Annotated in this window: 14 protein-coding genes; 7 read left to right on the forward strand and 7 right to left on the reverse strand. The window is 31.5% G+C overall.

Features of this window, described 5'->3' with window-relative positions; all coding sequences use genetic code 11:
* Position 1 precedes the first annotated feature (1 nt).
* Complete coding sequence (locus HY951_01635) at positions 2-661, reverse strand: 1-acyl-sn-glycerol-3-phosphate acyltransferase (GenBank protein MBI5538732.1); 660 nt, start codon at positions 659-661, stop codon at positions 2-4.
* 228 nt (positions 662-889) lie between these two features.
* On the opposite strand from HY951_01635, the gene HY951_01640 reads away from it, so the two are divergent.
* Positions 890-1,804: a T9SS type A sorting domain-containing protein gene (locus HY951_01640; GenBank protein MBI5538733.1), complete on the forward strand. Its 915-nt coding sequence runs from the start codon at positions 890-892 to the stop codon at positions 1,802-1,804.
* Between the two features lie 207 nt (positions 1,805-2,011).
* Complete coding sequence (locus HY951_01645) at positions 2,012-2,911, forward strand: pentapeptide repeat-containing protein (protein ID MBI5538734.1); 900 nt, start codon at positions 2,012-2,014, stop codon at positions 2,909-2,911.
* A 174-nt stretch (positions 2,912-3,085) separates the two neighbouring features.
* Here the strand turns inward: HY951_01645 and HY951_01650 are convergent, their stop codons facing one another.
* Together HY951_01650 and HY951_01655 are read right to left on the reverse strand one after the other, a co-directional pair.
* Positions 3,086-4,261 carry a beta-lactamase family protein gene (locus HY951_01650; GenBank protein MBI5538735.1) on the reverse strand — a complete coding sequence of 392 codons (1,176 nt, stop codon included), beginning with the start codon at positions 4,259-4,261 and terminating at the stop codon, positions 3,086-3,088.
* A 2-nt stretch (positions 4,262-4,263) separates the two neighbouring features.
* Positions 4,264-4,899, reverse strand: coding sequence for a hypothetical protein (locus tag HY951_01655; GenBank protein MBI5538736.1), 636 nt, complete (start codon positions 4,897-4,899; stop codon positions 4,264-4,266).
* Between the two features lie 475 nt (positions 4,900-5,374).
* On the opposite strand from HY951_01655, the gene HY951_01660 reads away from it, so the two are divergent.
* From HY951_01660 to HY951_01675, 4 genes are all read left to right on the forward strand, one after another.
* Positions 5,375-6,604, forward strand: coding sequence for a peptidase C1 (locus tag HY951_01660; GenBank protein MBI5538737.1), 1,230 nt, complete (start codon positions 5,375-5,377; stop codon positions 6,602-6,604).
* Between the two features lie 78 nt (positions 6,605-6,682).
* The gene (locus HY951_01665) at positions 6,683-7,774 is read left to right on the forward strand and encodes an NUDIX domain-containing protein (protein ID MBI5538738.1); all 1,092 of its coding nucleotides are present in this window, start codon (positions 6,683-6,685) and stop codon (positions 7,772-7,774) included.
* Between the two features lie 5 nt (positions 7,775-7,779).
* On the forward strand, positions 7,780-8,613 hold the full coding sequence (locus HY951_01670) for a hypothetical protein (protein ID MBI5538739.1): 834 nt from the start codon (positions 7,780-7,782) through the stop codon (positions 8,611-8,613).
* A 118-nt stretch (positions 8,614-8,731) separates the two neighbouring features.
* Entirely contained in the window at positions 8,732-9,799 is a 1,068-nt protein-coding gene (locus HY951_01675) for a T9SS type A sorting domain-containing protein (GenBank protein MBI5538740.1), read from the forward strand.
* Positions 9,800-10,159: 360 nt separating this feature from the next.
* On the opposite strand, the gene HY951_01680 is transcribed toward HY951_01675, so the two are convergent.
* From HY951_01680 to HY951_01695, 4 genes are all read right to left on the reverse strand, one after another.
* The gene (locus HY951_01680) at positions 10,160-10,528 is read right to left on the reverse strand and encodes a hypothetical protein (protein ID MBI5538741.1); all 369 of its coding nucleotides are present in this window, start codon (positions 10,526-10,528) and stop codon (positions 10,160-10,162) included.
* Positions 10,529-10,530: 2 nt separating this feature from the next.
* Entirely contained in the window at positions 10,531-10,893 is a 363-nt protein-coding gene (locus HY951_01685) for a hypothetical protein (protein ID MBI5538742.1), read from the reverse strand.
* A gap of 133 nt (positions 10,894-11,026) precedes the next feature.
* The gene (locus HY951_01690; GenBank protein ID MBI5538743.1) at positions 11,027-13,180 is read right to left on the reverse strand and encodes an OmpA family protein; all 2,154 of its coding nucleotides are present in this window, start codon (positions 13,178-13,180) and stop codon (positions 11,027-11,029) included.
* Entirely contained in the window at positions 13,165-14,175 is a 1,011-nt protein-coding gene (locus tag HY951_01695) for a PorP/SprF family type IX secretion system membrane protein (protein ID MBI5538744.1), read from the reverse strand. Before HY951_01695 ends, HY951_01690 begins: the two co-directional genes overlap by 16 nt.
* A gap of 157 nt (positions 14,176-14,332) precedes the next feature.
* On the opposite strand from HY951_01695, the gene HY951_01700 reads away from it, so the two are divergent.
* The gene (locus tag HY951_01700; protein MBI5538745.1) at positions 14,333-18,829 is read left to right on the forward strand and encodes a PKD domain-containing protein; all 4,497 of its coding nucleotides are present in this window, start codon (positions 14,333-14,335) and stop codon (positions 18,827-18,829) included.
* Positions 18,830-18,902: the final 73 nt, after the last annotated feature.

Below are 18,902 nucleotides of genomic sequence, written 5' to 3' on the forward strand. Positions count from 1 at the left end.
TTTATTGTTGTTGCAGTTTTAAATAAATTTCTCTTGATAAATTACAAACAAATTTAGTTTGATTTTTAATTTCTTCGTTATTTTCGGGATTTACAGGTACAATTCTTTTTCCAATATGGATCTTAATTTTTCCGGTTTTGTAAAAATACCACTTTTTTTTCCAAATTCCTTCAGAGGCGTGAATTACTATCGGAATTATATCAATTTTTAGCATTGCAGCCAATAAAAATGCTCCTTTATGATATCGTGAAATCGACTGCAAATTAGTTCTGCTTCCCTCAGGAAAGAAAAGTCCGTTCGAATTATATTTTATTCTTTTTTCAGATTCTTTTAATACTACTTCAACTCCATTGGAATTTGGAATAAAATCAACATATTTTTCAATAATAAATCGTATGGTTGATTTTCCATGCCAATTGTTAGTAACAACGAATAAGTTAGGAAAAAATCCAAGTGTAAGCGGAACATCAAATAAAGTCTGGTGGTTGCAAACAATTATTGCAGGATGCGAGAAATCTTCGTTATAAGGATTAATCTTTTCGACTTTAATATTAAAATGTGTTTTGGTTAAAAGCTTACAGTATTGTTTGAAATGATTAGTATATAGTCTTTTAATTTTAGGATTTTTTGTAGGAACAGGGATCAGAGCCAGAATTGTCATGTGTAATGAAAAAAAAATGAAAAGCAAAAAGGCAAAACTTCCTTTTATTAAAATAAATATTGAATTTAAGAGCTTTAGCATTTTTATTTTTTGCCTTAAAATGCAAAAATAAATAAAACATCGGTTTTTGCATTAATAAATAATATTCTTGAATAAATTATTTGTTTTTGAATTTATATTTAAACGTTTATCTTTGAAGATATAATTCTTAATTAAAAAAATAACCATATGAAAAAATCTATACTTTTTTCTTTAATTATCATTTCCTTTTTACCTGTATTTTCACAAACCGTAACAGATTATGATGGTAATGTTTATAATACTGTAACAATTGGCACGCAAGTTTGGATGAAACAAAACCTTAAAGTAACTCATTATAATAATGGAGATGCTATTTCAAATGTGACTGATAATACAGCATGGAGCAGCCTTTCAAGCGGAGCTTATTGTAACTTTAATAATGATGTTGCCAATGTTGCAACTTATGGTAGGTTATATAATTTTTATGCATTAGTTGATAGTCGTAAAATTTGCCCTACAGGTTGGCATGCACCTGAAGACTGGGAGTTGACTAATTTAGAAAATAATCTTGGTGGTGCAACTGTAGCAGGGGGTAAAATGAAAGAAGCAGGTACAACACATTGGACCAGCCCAAATACTGGAGCAACAAACTCAAGTAATTTTACTTTCTTACCTGGTGGTATGAGAATAAGTAGCGGCACATTTGGTAATTTTGGAAGTGCTGGTTTCTTATGGACATCAACAGAACAAGGAAGTTTAAATGCATGGTATCGCTGGCTTGGAACAAATGCTGCAGATAGTTATAAAAATTCGGGAAGTAAAGGTTTTGGTTTCTCGGTAAGATGTATCAGCAATACTGCTGCCGGTGTTTACGAAAACAATATTGATTTTAATATTAATGTTTACCCAAACCCTGCTAAAAATATTGTAAATATTGAGATTGAAAAAACTGATGATTATAATATTTCTGTTTATAATATTTTAGGTTCTTGTGTTATTAATCAAAAATTAAATAACCAGAAAAATACAATTAATGTAAGTTCTTTAGAAAACGGTATTTATCTTTTGCAAATTTCAAATAAATCGGGAGTCGTAAGCCAACAGAAAATCGTGAAAGAGTAGTTTGTGATTTTGTTGTTTGAGTTCTTAAATGTTACTGGCAATGATTGTGAACAGACAACCAATACAGTAGTTGCACAATTATTTAACTACTATTGGATGTCAAAAAACAACTGAAAGTAGTGTAATTACAACTATATGTAGCGAATTAATTTTGTGTTATGGGGACAGGACAAAGTAACTTTGTAGCATCAAAAACAAAATAATATGATGCTAAATTCAAATTCAATCGGCAATAAAATTGCCATAGCAAGAAAGAAATTAAACCTTTCACAAGCAGAACTTGCTCAGCAAGTATCAATCAGTTCTCAAGCAGTTGGAAAGTGGGAACGTGGAGAATCAATGCCAGACATCCTGACTTTAAACCGTCTTGCTGAAATTATGGGTGTTGACCTAAACTATTTTTCAGAGAGCTTCCAATCGGCAGACACAGAAGTGACAAACAATCTGCCTTTAACAAAAGAACCGACTGAATTGAAATCTGGTGTGCAGAATAGAAAACTCAACTGGGATATGTCAAAGTTGAATTTAGTGGATAGTGATTTTTCAGGGTTGAAAAATCTGCACGAAAAATTCAGTTCCTCCAATATGCAGAGATGTTTGTTTATTGGTTCAAATATGTCGGGACTTCTTTTAAATAGTAATAATGTTGATGGCTGTGACTTTACAGATTCCAATATTTGCAACAGCCAAATTCAGAGTTCTAACTTAGGAAAAAATATATTTAAAAACTGTTCGCTAAAAGAAACAGAGTTTTCTAAAAGCAATATCCAGGCCTGTGATTTTTCTAATGCCGATTTTACAAAAACAACATTCAAATCCAGTAACTTCCTTAAAAATACAATTACAAATGCAAGGTGGAATTGCACCTCTTTTATTGAAATGCAGATTCAGGACATAGTTTTTGAAGGTAATTTTGATGGTTGTTTTTTTGAAAACTGCGCCTTTTATGGAGTTAAATTCCAGAATGCAACATTAATAAATACCTTCTTTAAAAACAATAAAAAATTCAAACGAGTACAATTCATTAACTGTAAGGTGGACAAAATAACTTATGCGTTTTTAAAAAACAATCAAGCAAATTTGACAGGTGTCACATTATTATCGTAATAACGACAAACAATGACGAATAATAAACACAGCTGGTAACACCACATAATAAAACACCGTGCAGTTTGCTGTAGAGGAGACTAAAATAACATAACGTAAAACTTTTAATGATTTGGACGCTGACTGTAGCTAAATGGTCATCTTTCCAAATACCAATTGTAAGGTTTAATAAGATTATTCCAATACTTTATCTACAAGTTCGTTTTCAAAATCAAAGAACACTTGTTTTAGTGAGCTTTCTCCATTGGTGCCATAATTAACAAAAAATATCATTGTAATATTTCTTTGAGGGAAATAAAATAAGTCGGCTACATAACCCAAATCGCGTCCTGTATGGCCAATGCCGTATGCAGATTTTTCGGTAAATTTCTTTATCATTCCTAGTCCTGTATAAAAATTAGCGTCTTCTTTTACAAATGTTTCCATCTGGTCAAGTGAGGTTTGTGATATTACAGTTTTATCAATTAACAATGCTCTTATAAATTTATTCAGGTCAAATACATTTGAATAAATTCCTCCGTAACCATTACCACTGCCTGTAATTAAATTTGAAACATTAATTATTTCTCCGTTGTTATGTAAGTCGTAATATCCCTGAGCAGCAGAGTTGGGAACATCTTCGCGACCCTGATAATATGTATTGGTCATACCTAATGGTTCTAAAACTTTTTCGCGTAAAAGTTTATCATGTCTTTGTCCTGTTGCTTTTTCGATACACATAGAAAGTAATAGGGTGTTGGTGCTAGAGTAGTAGGCTGGGTATGGCTGACCTAAATCATATGCTTTCTGATTATATACATAATCCAGTAATTCTAATTGCGACCATCTTTTATTTGGATTGTTTAATACTGCCAAATAAAAACCTGAAGAAGTTATTACATCAAAAATTCCTGTGGTATGGTTCATTAAATTTGAGATTTTCATATTATCTGTACCATCAATTTTATCTAACACACCTTGGTCAATATATGCCGAGATAGGATCATCTGCATTAATTTTTCCTTCTTCCTGCAATTTAAAAAACAATGTAGCAACTAATAATTTTGTAATACTTGCTGCTTTTGAAATATGGCATGGAGTAAACTCAATGCCTTTTTTTATGTCGGCATAACCACCAGATCCGACCCATGTTCCGGCAGAATCTGTAACCAAAACAGATATTCCGGGTAATCCCTTTTTTACATATTTGTTTATAATGTTATTAAAAGCAGCATCTTTTGGATGAGTACTGTTTGAGTCAACATAGTTACAATCCAGTTGTGCAGTTGCTTCAATTTCTTTTGAACAACTACTTGTAACAAATATCAAAATAATTGATAAAAAAACTAGAGTTATTATTTTATTTTTCATAATTATTCGGCTTTTGATTTAATTGGAACAGATATACCTAAAAATAATGAGTTTACCGGTAATACAGGAACATAGCCTGCTACAAAGGTTCCCTGAACAAAAGTTTTTAAAGTTAAAAACAATCTTATACCATCAGGTTCATCTTTTTTAAAGCTATAATTTCCACCGATTTCAAAATTTACAAGATATTGAGATCTTCCCAGAATTTTACTTTTAGTTTCGTATTTTCCCTCAGAATTAAGAACAAAAACATCATTTCCTTCAAAAGAAAGCCCGTATCCCGCACCAATTCCAGCTCCCATATTAAATCTTTTTCCCAGATTTCTTGAATACGAAATTGAAGGGTAAATTCTTACCAATGTCTGAACAAAGCGATGATAAAAGAATCCTGCATTTGCTTTTACTTCAACATGAGTTTTTTCTGCTTTATTAATTTTCCAGCTTTTAAAAACATCAACACCGGGATGGAACTGGCTATATAATAATTGTTTAAAACCCAATGCCGGAAATGATGTTACATTATTAGAAACAGAACATCCATATTTTGAGTTCTGGCTATAAATAGTGTTTGAAAATAAAAACATTGTAAGGATTACAACTGTAGTAATTAAATTACTGTTTTTCATTTGCTTGGTCATGTGAATTTTTAATTGAAAATAGAATCAAAAATAAATATATTATCTGATTTAATACATTTACAATTAAAACAAGTTTACTAATTTTAATTTCTTCAATCTTCTTTTTTACATTAACAGTTTAGTTATCTGGTATTATGGACAGTTCTTCAATTATAATGCAGAACAGCTGATTAGCATTAAGCGGCCTCATTAGAATTTTATAATTTTCAAGGGAAGTTATTTTTTTTTGTTTGTGTAAGCGATGCACAAGTCCTTTCGTGTAAATATTGTTAAAAGTTAAGATTCTCAGCAAAAGGACGGCTTACGTCGCGTAGAGGAACATCCCGTAGAAAATAAAAAAATCTAATGTAGCCGCGAGTTTTTTCTTTGTAACTTTCATTTTTGTCGACACAAAAAGAAAGTTAATACATCAACAATAAAACAAGTTAACTTAAATCTTGCAATTTTTCTTTTTACCTTTGAAAAAAATCAAATTATGAAGTATCTTTTATCAGTAATATGTATCAGCTTTTTTATTACATGTTTATCACAGGTTCCTACTAAAGATAAAGCTGTTTTTGAAAAATATTTACCCGGTTATTTCGAAAATGTAATTCTAAAAGATGCAACGCAAAAAGAGGTTGTTTCTGAACCTAAAAATGAAAAACTTTATTTTAAAGTTGATTTATCGGGACAAACTTTTCCAAATGATAAAAAACTTTATAAAGAAATCTGGCATCAAAAGCCGGTTTGTCAGGGAAATTCAGGTACATGTTGGTGTTATGCCACAACTTCATTTATGGAAAGTGAAGTGAAAAGAATTTCAAATATTGAAATAAAATTATCAGAAATGTACACAGTTTATTGGGAGTATGTTGACAGGGCTCAGGAATTTGTTCGTACTCGTGGAAATACATCTTTTTCTGAAGGCTCTGAAGCTGCTGCAATTCCAAGAATCTGGGATAAATATGGTATAATGCCTTATTCTGTATATGATGGAAAACCCAAAGAAAGAAGTTTTAACAGTCACAGAAAAATGGTGGAACAAATGACAGCATTTTTAAATAAAACTAAAGAAACCTGCCAGTGGAACGAGGAATATGTTGTTAAGGAAATAAAAGCAATACTGGATTCGGAAATGGGCTCGCCACCTGAAAAGTTCAGTTTTAATAACAAAGAGTACACACCTCAGACTTTTTTAAATGATTACTTGAAACTTCATATGATAGATTACTTTAATTTTATGTCAACCAGTGATGTGAAGTTTTTTGAAAAGCACGAATTAGTTGAAGCGGATAACTGGTGGCATTGTAATAATTATTATAATATTCCGGTGGATGATTTTTTGACTTTAATAAAATCATCATTAAAAAACGGATATTCAATATGTATTTGTGGCGATATTTCTGAGCCTGGGTATGACAATCAGACACAAGTTGCGATTATCCCATCATTTGATATTTCTAAAACTTCAATTGATGATGATTCAAGACAATTCAGATTAAGTAACGGAACCACTACTGATGATCATTGTATACATATGGTTGGTTATTATGAAAAAAACGGAGAGGACTGGTTTTTAATAAAAGATAGCAATGGTGGTGCATTTGATGGCGCATGCAAAGGATATCGTTTTTTCAGAGATGATTTTGTGAAACTGAAAATGATGAACATAATGGTTTACAAAGAAGCTGGGAAATCAATTTTAGATAAAATTATTAAATAATCACTTTTACTTAGTCATGGTGAGCGTAGTCGAACCATAGACTAAGGGAGGTTAAAAGCAAAATAGAATATTTGTAACATGAATCGCAAAGACCTACTTAAACGCTTTTTACCAGGATTACTTCCGCTATTTGTTTTTATAGCAGCAGATGAAATTTGGGGTACCACAGTAGGTCTTATTGTTGCAGTTACATTTGGTATTGTGCAACTTGTTTATTTTCTTATTAAAGAAAAACGTCTCGATAGGTTTACCCTGCTTGATACAGGTTTGATTGTAATAATGGGAGGTGTTTCGCTTGCATTTGATAATGATATTTTCTTTAAGCTTAAACCCGGTTTAATAGGACTGGTGCTTTGTATAATACTTGGCATTTCTGTGTTTACTCCAGCAAACATAATGTTTGCAATGTCTAAAAGGTACATGGGCGATATGAAGTTTAGTAAAGCTCAGGAAAAGCAGATGAAGCAGAGTCTTTTGGTAATGTTTATTATTTTTTCATTACATACTGCTTTAGTTATTTATTCTGCTTTTTATATGTCAAAAGAAGCCTGGATTTTTATAAGTGGTGGTTTGTTTTATATTCTTTTTGGTGTATATGCATTGTTTGAATTTATTAAAATTAAAATCAGAAATAATAAACTAAAATCTGAAGAATGGGTACCTTTGGTTGACGAAAAGGGAATGGTAATAGGTAAAGCACCACGTTCTGCTGTTCATAAAGATAAAACACTTTTACATCCGGTAGTTCATCTGCACGTTATTAATAACAAAGGAAACATTTATTTGCAAAAAAGACCTATGTTTAAAGATACACAACCCGGAAAATGGGATACTGCAGTTGGTGGGCATGTGGCTTTAAATGAAACAATAGAACAGGCATTAATTAGAGAAACTAAAGAGGAAATAGGAATTGCCCCAACAAATGCAAATGCTTTTGCACAATATGTGTGGAAATCTGATGTAGAATCTGAACTTGTTTTTTCATTTGTTACAATATATAATGAACAATTGTTTCCAGATGTAAATGAAGTTGACGAAGGTAAATTCTGGACAGTTTCAGAAATAATTAAAAATATAGGGAAGAATATTTTTACCCCTAATTTTGAGCATGAATTCCAGATGTTACAAAAAACAGTTCTTAAATCAAAATCCATTAACAGAAAACCTTAGATTATATGATTTTAATAGCAGATTCAGGCTCAACAAAAACCGAATGGGCCTTAATAAAAGATGGTGAGAATAGGAAATTTCATTCAGCAGGAATGAATCCTTACTTTGCTTCTGATGATGATATCAAAAAAATATTGAACGATGTTAAGAAATGGGTAGGAGATGGAAATATTGATAAAATAATTTTTTATGGTTCAGGTTGCAATTCAACCGAGAAGGGGAGTGATATGCAAAAATTATTTAAAGAAATATTTGTTGATTCAGAAATTGAGGTTCAGTCTGATTTAATTGGCGCTGCTGTTTCTTTATTCGGGAAACAAAAGGGCATTGCTGTTATACTTGGTACAGGTGCCAACTCAGGATATTTTGATGGTAGAGATATTACGTTTAAAACTGAATCGTTAGGCTTTGTTCTTGGCGATGAGGGGAGTGGTGCATACCTTGGAAAAGAATTTATCAGAGAATTGTTATATGGTAATCTTTCTAAAGAAATTCAGGATGATTTTACTGCGGAATATAAAATTGGAAAAGTCGAAATTCTTGAGAATATATATAAAAAGCCATATGCAAATCGTTTTCTTGCCGGTTTTACTGTTTTTCTTAAGAAACATGAAACTAATGCTGATATTAAAAAGATAATATCTGATTCATTCGAATCATTAGTAAAAAACCATTTGATAAAATATCCGCAAAAAGAAAATTGTGAATTTGGTTTTGTAGGTTCAATTGCATGGCATTTTAAAGATGAACTTATTGAAGTATGCAAAAAACATAATTTAAAAATTCAGACTATTATTGGTAAGCCAATGGATAATTTAGTGAAATATTATTCTAAATAATTCCAAAATTTGTATTGAAGAGCTTAAAAAGTTAGTAAACAATAAGTATTATTTTTACATTACCCACAATAATAAGTAAAGACTAAATACTGACAAATATTTAATAAAAATAACAACTATGAAAAGACAAATCCTTATTTTTCTTCTTATGACAATTTCAATAATGTCATTTGGACAATTCATTACAGTATCAGTAGTTGATTCTAGTAGTGAATATTGTAGTGGTAGTAATGGTTTTATCACAGTTACTGCTTCGGGTGGCACAGCACCATATTCTTATGTTTGGAATACTACACCACCACAAACGTCTGCAACCGCAACAAATTTATCTGCTGGTTTATATTATCTCACAGTTACTGATGATATGTATAATCAAACATTGACTTCTTATTTCATTTCAAATTTGCAACCATACTGTTCAGTTAATGTGTTACAAAACGACACCAACGGACTTGGTATTGGTATATTAGAAACTTTTGTTACGGGTGGAACTCCACCATATACATTTGTTTGGAGTGCAAATACTGGAAATCAAACAACTGATACTGCTACAAATCTTTCTGCAGGGTTTTATGAAGTTACTATTTATGATGCAAATTTATGCTCAACTACTTGTAGTGAAATGATTATAACTACAGATTGTTCAGTCAATTATATCCTAGTTCCTGATACAATTCCACATCATTACTTAGCAACAAGCTATGTGTCATCAACTTTACCTCCATTAGCATATTATTGGAGTTGGGGCGACGGGACTTTTAGTAGCGGTCCTTTTCCATCTCATACATATAGCGTAGCAGGTACATATACTATTTGCCTACACTGTTCGTTCGCCTTTTGTGCAAGTTCATCATATTGTGATTCAACATATTTACAAAAATCTCAAAATGATGTAATTTATGTTAATGTAATTCCACCAGCAACTTCTGAAATATTTACAAATAAATTATCAAACCTACCAAAAGTTTATCCAAACCCTACTAATGGAAAATTTACTATAACTGAAACTGATAATATTAAATTAATAGAAGTAGTCAATGTACTTGGAAAAATAATTTATTGTACAATCCCTGAAAATAGACTAAACAAATCTGAAATTGATTTATCAAATGTGCCAAAAGGTATTTACTTCATAAAAGTTGACAATGGTGACAAAGTTCATGTTGAAAAAGTTGTTCTTAATTGACAATAACAATAATTACGGTGGATAGCACCACTTACTGTAACACAGTGCAGTGATTGATAATTTGACAAAGTTCGGTTTCTCTAGTGGTTCTACAGCCACTGCAAGTAATTGCAAGGTGTTGGATAGCTTCAATCGTTTTTTTTTAATCAATAATGTTTTAAAAAGCATTATTTGCAAATAGATTTTAAGTTTATTTTTACAATTTTAATTAAAATGAAAAAAATATTTTTTTCATAATAAGTAGCATTAATTATGATTCTAATAATATTATATAAATGTACAATATAAAACAATATATCACAAGCTACAATATATTGGTTGGTTTTAAGCGTCCACGCAAAATATAGCAGGTAGGTTTTATTATTCTGTTACTTTAAATGCAATACTACCTATGTATATATTCTTTCCTGTTTTAACTATTCCCTTTATATCTTCGAAAATTATTTTTTTTCCTACCTGTTTGTTAAGAATATTATAACATTCTGCATTTAAACTGTCGCTATTTATTTCAATTGTTTTAAAAAAACCATTTACTATACATGATAATTTGAATGAAATTATTTTAATTGTATCAGTATTCAAAGTAATTCTTTTAGCATCATTTAATTCTTTAATACTAATGGTTCCACTCGATTTTCCGGCAATCATTATTTTTACATTGGTCTGAGTTAACCCTTTTAAAACAAAGGCAAGTAAAATAAATGTTGCTATTATTGTTGTCTTTTTCATTATTATTTAACAATATTATATTTTACAGTTCCAATAACAATTTCTTTTCCACTTTTTGTAATTCCTGTTACGTTTTCAATATAAATTCTTTTTACAGTTATTTTAGAAAGTAAATCATAACATTCTTCAGTAAAACTATCACCATTTACACCGACATCTTTAGTATATCCGGTTACGATTCCTGAAAAATTAAAAGAAATAATTTTTATAGTATCTGTATTTAAAGTAACCTTTTTCGCCTCTTTAATTTCATTAACAGTAAGGTTTCCAAAAGATTTTCCTGCAACAAGTATCTTAATGTTTTGCTGAGAGAATCCATTTACAACAATGATTATGAACGTAAAAACAATAATAATTTTTTTCATAATAACTAGTATTAATTATGATTCTAATAATATTATATAAATGTACAATATAAAACAATATATTGGTTGGTTTTAAGCGTGGACGCTTAAAACATTAATATAAATGTTTGGATTGTAGCGGCGGAATGAATGCTTATTCCTGATAAATAACCTTAGAGTATTGGTCAAGTGAGCCTACAATACGAAATTCTGTTCGTCTGTTCATTTGTCTTCCATCAGGGTTATCGCTTCCATCAGGATTTTCATTTTTAGCAATAGGAATATTTTCACCATATCCTTTTGCAAATAAACGTTCTTTGTCAATTCCTTTTTCAATCAGATATTTTACAACACTCTCTGCACGACGCTGAGAAAGTTTTTCATTGTATTTATCTTCACCTTTACTGTCAGTATGAGAGCCTATTTCAACAACAATTCTTGGATTTGCTGTTAAAATTTTGAATAATGTTGTATCGATTACTAATTGAGAACTTTGTGTAAGTTTCCAATCGTCAAAGTCGTAGTATATATTTTTTACTATAATGGGTTCTTTAGGTAAAATATTAATATAAATAGCATCTAAACGAATAGTATCTGATTTAATAATTTTTCTTGTATCAACAGAAAGTTCTTTATTAAACATTCCATAATTCTCTACAACTATTTTATATTCTTTTCCCGGTTCAATGTCAAAGAAATATTCACCTTCTTCTGAAGTTGTGTCTGCTTTTATAAAAATTCTTTCTTTTCCTTCAGAAATTAAAAATAAGTTGACAGCTTGTTTATGAAGGGGGTCAATTTTTTCGAAAGGATCGTCGTCATTTATGAATTTTGTTTCTTCTATCTGTCTTTCCAGTTGTTTATAAATAGCGCTATCTTTAATGGCAAATATTTTTCCGGTAACACCAACATGTATATATTCCGACCATTTGTATTCGTAAATATCATCGCAACAAGTTTCACTTAATAATGCTACGCCACCTTTACGATTAGATACTAAAAACCCTTCCTCTTTATTTTTTCCGACAACGAAATAAATATCGTCTGTACTCGAATTTATAGGAAAACCAATATTCATTGGATTTAGCCATGTGCTTAACTCTCCGGTATTTTTGTAAACATCATATCCTCCCATTCCAGGCCAACCGGTTGAGCTGAAATACATAGTACGACTATCCATATCATAAAACGGAGTAGATTCGTCGCCAATAGTATTTATCTTGTTACCGGCATTTCGTGGAGTTCGGTAAAGGTTCTTTTTTTCGTTGTAAACAGAATACCAAATGTCAAGACCACCACGTCCCTGATCTCTGTCAGATACAAAATAAAGAACTTCTGCATTTAATTTTGAGTCGGTTCCAATTGTTGGCTGTGTTGAAGTGAATTTTGGATTATTTATTTCAGAATTTAGTTTTTCAGGTTCACTCCATGTTCCGTCAATTTTTTTACTTAGATATATTTCGCAGATTGTTTTGTTTTTCCAGTTTTGCTTACATCTTGTAAAATAAAATCTTTTTCCATCCTGAGATAATGCTCCATTACAAGTGTTTTCATCTGATTTATTAAATGGTCCATCAAATATTCCTGTCGATTCCCATTTGTCGCCAACTCTTTTTGCGCCATAAATCTGACGTACAGGCATTTTTTGCGATGAGTCTTGTAGGTCAATATATTTTACTTTGTCTGCTTTTAAAGATCCGTATATAATGTTATCTTTCCCAATAGGGTAAGGCGACATTTCAACGTGTGCTTTGTTAATTGATGTGTCTAAGTGATAGATAACAACTTTAAGTGCAGAATCCAGTTTTCTTTTTGCAAGGTCACAACCTTCAATTTCGTTTTTTGTTATTTTTTTATAATCCTGTTCAAAAGTGGTTCCCTTTGCAGCTTTTGTAAATTTCTGAAAATCTTCTTTTGCTTTATCATAGTCACCCATCATTTTTTCCATTAAAGCTTGAAAAAATAAAGCATCAGTAAATACGTCCTTATCATTATCATATGCAATAGAAAAATATTCTTTTGCCATAGGATAATTGCGAGCTTTATAATATAGGTGTCCTAATGTATTGCAGTAGTCGGTATTCTTTGGTTGGTTTTTATGAAGTTGTTCAAAATATTCAATTGCAGAATATGTGTCTCCAAGTCGCTGTGAATTTTTTGCAAAGCCTTTTATTTTCCATTTATTCAAATACTTCATTGTTTCTGAAGGCTGCGAATAACAATGTGCCGAAAAAACAACCAATATAATAACAGAAACAAAGTTTCTTATAAGTTTTTTATATAGTTGTTTATTTATAGTCTGTCGCATGGAAGTGTTACTTTTTGTGGAATAGTGCTTTTTGAAATATAAATCAATGAAAATTCAAAAGCACCCTTACGATTAGTTGCAACCTTTAATGGTGACGAATTTATGTCATAACTAAACCCCAATCTTAATTGTTTAAACTGAAGACCAATAACAGCAATTGATGCATCAAAGGCTGTAGAAAAATCGTTTCTGAAAAAATATCCTGCAAAAATTTGTTTAATTAGATTTGATTTTGGAATGTTATAACCAAATTCCAGTCCTCCTAAAAAGTCAGTTGCTCTTGTTTGTTTCATATAAAGAAACATAGGGTGGGCAAACCAGTTTTTTATAGGAATATTTAAGCCTAAATTTAATGCGGCACGAATTGGCAGGTGATTATTATTTTCGAGAAATGATTCTTTTGGCATAGTTAAATGAAATAAAGATAAACCAGCTTCTGGTTCAAAATATCTGAGTTTTTTACTCCAGCCAAAACCGAAATTTAAATCGGGATAATTAGTATTTAAATTAGTGTTGTCTTCATTTACCGGCAATTGACTGTTGAAATATCCTGAAGTCATATCAAACTGACTTGGAAAAGTAAGAGCATCCATTGAGAATTTTTTGAATACCATTCCACCCTGAATACCTGTGTGTATATTGTGACCATTAATTGTTTTATGCCATGCAAGAGATAAATATAGTTTATTTACAGTTAGTCCTGCGGGACCCGATTTATCATTAATTACATAAAAACCGGCACTGAATTTTTCAGAATGTATCCAAATTTGCCTGTCTAATCCGATAGAAATTGTTCTGAATGGAATTGATAAAGCTCTCCATTGTGAGCGATAATTATTCATTATGCGCCAATCGCCATCGTAATTACCTGTATTTGCAGGATTAAGAGATAAAGGGGATGCATAAAATTGCGAAAAATGAATATCCTGTGCAGTTAGTTTTGAAGAAGTAACTGTCAGTATTATAGCCGATAATATTAATAATATCTTTTTCACAGTGATTCTATAATCAGGCAAAAATAGTATTTTTTATAGATTACTAATAATAATAGTGTCAAAATTTATATTTAAGTGATTTGTTAGAAAAAGATTTGATCTGTAATTTTTGAGTTTAATGGTTTTTCTCTATATTGCACGATTAAATTAATCTGAGATGAATTTAAAACTAAAATATTTTCTGATTTGTTTACTTACATTTCCGTTTGCAGTTAATGCATTTGGACAAGTTGCTGCTTTTACACAGGATACATTAGAGGGTTGTGGACAGCAAACAATTAATTTTACAAATCAATCAACCGGTGCAACTTCTTATATCTGGCGTTTTGGTGATGGTAATATTTCTACATCTTCAGCACCAACTGTTACTGAGAATTATGTTAATGTTGGAACATACACTGTTACGTTAGTAGCAATTAATGGTAGCTCACGTGATAGTGTTTCGAAAACTATAAATATCTGGAGAAATCCCGATGCCATTTTTATAGGAACTCCTCCTTTACATGGTTGTGTTCCATTAAATGTGGCATTTACCGATCAGTCTGTTAATGGTGATGGTGTTATAAACAGTTGGGCATGGGACTTTGGTGATGGATATGGTTCTGCTATGCAAAACCCAACCCATTCTTTTGCAAATGCTGGTATATGGAGTATTTATTTAAAGGTTGAAGACAGTCATGGTTGTACTGATTGGGATACACTTAATAATTATGTAAATGTTTCTAATCCGCCTATTGTCGGTTTTACTGCAAATTCTACCATTAATTGTACTGTTCCTTTTCCTGTAACATTTAGTAATACTTCTACCGGTTACGGAGCTTTGCAATATTCTTGGGATTTTGGTGATGGTGGTACTTCAAATCTTCAGGCTCCGGCTTATACATATACCGTTGCTGGAACTTATACTGTTAAATTAGTTGTAACTGATGCAAATGGTTGTAAAGACTCACTAATTATTGATGATTATATAAAAATTACACCGGTTACAGCTGCATTTCATTTTTTACCAGGAGATAGTGTTTGTCAGAATGAAGTTGTAAATTTTTTTAGTGATGCTGGTGGAATAAATGTACTTTGGGGTTTTGGCGATCCAACATCAGGTGGAAATAATAGTTCAACTTTACAAAACCCTACACATAGCTTTGCTGCATCTGGATTGTATGTTATTACATTAATTGCTGATCCTGGTGGTGCTTGTCAGGCGATTATTCATGATACAGTTATAGTAAGAGTCGCACCATTAGTTTCTTTTTCACTGTCTTCCCATTATTATTGCGGGGGAGATTCTATTATTTTTAATAATACATCGCCTGATGCTGTTTATTTTAGTTGGGATTTTGGCGATCAGCTCTCGTCAAATAATCCAAATCCATATGTTGATTATATTCACGAAGGAACATATTATCCTTCATTAACTATTACTGATAGTCATGGCTGTGTTGGTGAATTTACTGATACTGTTCCTGTTAAAGTGGATTTTCCTGAAGCAAATATTGAATGGGATAGTGATTCATTGCCAAATCACTGTATTCCTTTTCCTGTAGATTTTACCGGAAGTGGAAATTGCTATTGGGCTTTGGATAGTATATCTGTAAATGGAGGGTATAGTTGGAATTTTGGCGACACAATTTCAGGATTGCTAAATACTTCTCAGTTACAAGAACCTGTTCACATTTTTAATGATACCGGTGAATATACAATTACTCTTACTGTAATTACTGATGTTGGATGTACTGCAAAAGATTCTATTGAAATTAAAATAGGTTCTCACCAGATTCCAATAATTGATTATGCATATACTGGAGGTTGTGCTAATGATACCAGTATTCATTTTATTAGTATGTCTACTGATTCAAACTTAATCGATTTCTGGCAGTGGACTTTTATTTCTCATTTTGATACCGATTCTGCATTTGATATTGCATCAAGTAGTGAAACGCATCCTACTGTCGATTTTCATGGCAACGATTCTATTTCAATTCAATTAATAGTTGGCTTTTTAGAGTGTAAGGATACTTTAATTGATACTAATGCATTTTTATTAGATGGTCCATATCTTAGAAATCTCGATACATTATTTTCATGTGAAACTCCATTACATATGGGATTTACGGTTGGTTTTATAAAACAGGCAACCAGATGGGAATGGGATTTTAATGATGATGGGGTTGCAGATTATAATTCAGCTGTATATGCAAATCCGGTTTATGTATATAATGATACGGTTTGGTATGATTACCCTTCAAGAGGAACATATAAAGTCCGGCTTAAGGCATATAATGATACAACCGGTTGCTTTTATGAGGATAGTTTAACATTTCAGCTATTAGTTATAGATGCGTTTGTTAATGCAACTACTCCTAATTGTTATAATAATAATGCTATTAATATGGCCGGTTCTGTTGATTGGGAAAATCCGGGTCAGTTGCCTCAGAATTCAATTTATTCAATCAATTATGGTGATGGGCAAATAATTCCTTATACTTTTTTTAATACATTCAGCCCATATCAAGTGCATAATTTTCCTACTCAGTCAGGTGTTTATAATGTTATCTTAACAATGACAAACAGATTGGGTTGTGTTGATTCAGATACAACTACTATTCAGGTATATTACCCTGTTGCCGGTTTTACCATGAGTCAGGATTCAGGATGTTCTCCGCTTCCAGTACATTTTACTGATACAAGTCATTCTGATATTCCTTATACTTTAACATGGTTTTCAGGTGGACTTGGTTCTGTTACAGGTACGTCTGCTGATTTTAACTATATTAATCCGGGTACATATAGTGCAAGTTTACAGCTTACAGATTCTATTGGTTGTATCTCACTTGCACCAGCTCAAATGATTACTGTGTTAAATCTACCCCCTGATTTTTCTGCTATAGATAGTACAATTTGTTTGGGCGATTCGGTTTACTTTAATTCTACAGTACCATATACAACGGGCTTTTCATGGGATTTTGGAGATGGCATGACAGCAAGTACTTCAAGTCCAAATTTTGTTCATTTATATGCTGATACAGGTACTTATACTGTTTCTCTTTTAAATCAAAGTACACTTTTAGGTTGTGACGGATCTGTTATTAAGCCTTCATTTATTCGCGTTCAGGATATTGTTGCTAAAATGACTGTTACAGATTCAATATCTACCTGTTATCCTTTTATGATTAATATAACAAATCAAACAAATACTTTGTATTCTCCAAATTGGAACTGGTCATTTGGCGATGGAGGTACAGGTAATCAGTTTGAGCCAATTCATAATTATACTTTACCCGGAAATTACTGGTTGTATTTAAATGCAACAACAACACCTGAAACTCTTTTTGGCTGTACAAGTAAAGATAGTGTATTAATTCAGGTTGGTGGTCCATATGCAGAGATTTCATATTCCGATACTTCAATTTGTAAAGGCGAGTCAGTTACATTTGCTTTAATTAATGATGTTGGTGTAACTTCTTTTAATTGGTCATTCGGAGATGGAGGAGGTGGTAATACCACTCCATTTACATATCAATTTAATTATGTACCTCCTACAGGTCTTACTAAAGTATATCTAATTTATCAGAGTGATGTCAATTGTCAGAAAAAAGACTCTGCATATATTAATATATATCAGGTAATGGCTAATTTTAATTATTTAAATAGTTTAACCGGAAGTAATGATTCTGTTATTTGTCAGCCAGGAATACTTGATTTTTATAATTATTCACTGGGTGCTGATAGTATGATTTGGAATTTAGGTGATGGGCAGTATTTTACAAGTACCGATTCTGCTGTAGTTCCGGGAACGCACACATATTATAATACAACGCCAAATAACATTGATTACAATATTACTTTAACTGTATATAATAGTGAGGTTGGATGTGTTGATAGTATTACCAAACATTATACTGTATATTCTTTGCCACAAATGACTGTTAGTAATGATGTCTCAATTTGTGCAGGAAATGCGGTACAACTTTCGGTTACAAATACAAACCCGGTGTGGTCGCCATCTGATGGTCTTTCAAACATTACTTCAGCAAATCCATGGGCAACGCCTGATAGTTCAACCTTGTATCATGTAACAATTACAGATAGTCATCAATGTGTAAATTCAGATTCAGTTTTTGTATTTGTTCAGCAGATTCCTGAATTGAATCATAATTCAGATACTACTATTATTATAGGTGAGTATGTTGATATGTTGGCAAGTTCAGACCAGTCTACTGTAACTTATAATTGGACACCTTCATATGGTTTGTCATGCACAACTTGTTCAAACCCGGTTGCACAACCATTGCAAACTACAACATATACTGTTGAAATTGTTGATTCAATGAAATGTGATACTATTCGAGGTCAGATAACTATTACAGTTAAAGAAGAGTATTCGCTAGATGTACCTTCTGCTTTTACTCCAAATAATGATGGTGATAATGACCTTGTTTATGTACGCGGATGGGGTATTAAGAATCTTGTAGAATTTAAAATATATAACCGCTGGGGAGAATGTATTTTTGAAACTGATGACATGCAACAAGGTTGGGATGGTACATTTAAAGGGATAAAGCAGAATATTGATACTTATGCTTATACTGCTAAAGCTGCAACGTACAGCGGAAAAATCTTAACAAAAAATGGGTTAATTAATTTGTTGAGGTAATTGTTTATTTTAAGTTGAATGCTTTCATGTTAAAAAATAAGTCATAAATCTTATTTTAAAAGTATAAATATTT

The sequence above is a fragment of the Bacteroidia bacterium genome (genome assembly GCA_016218155.1).
Classification (GTDB): domain Bacteria; phylum Bacteroidota; class Bacteroidia; order Bacteroidales; family GWA2-32-17; genus GWA2-32-17.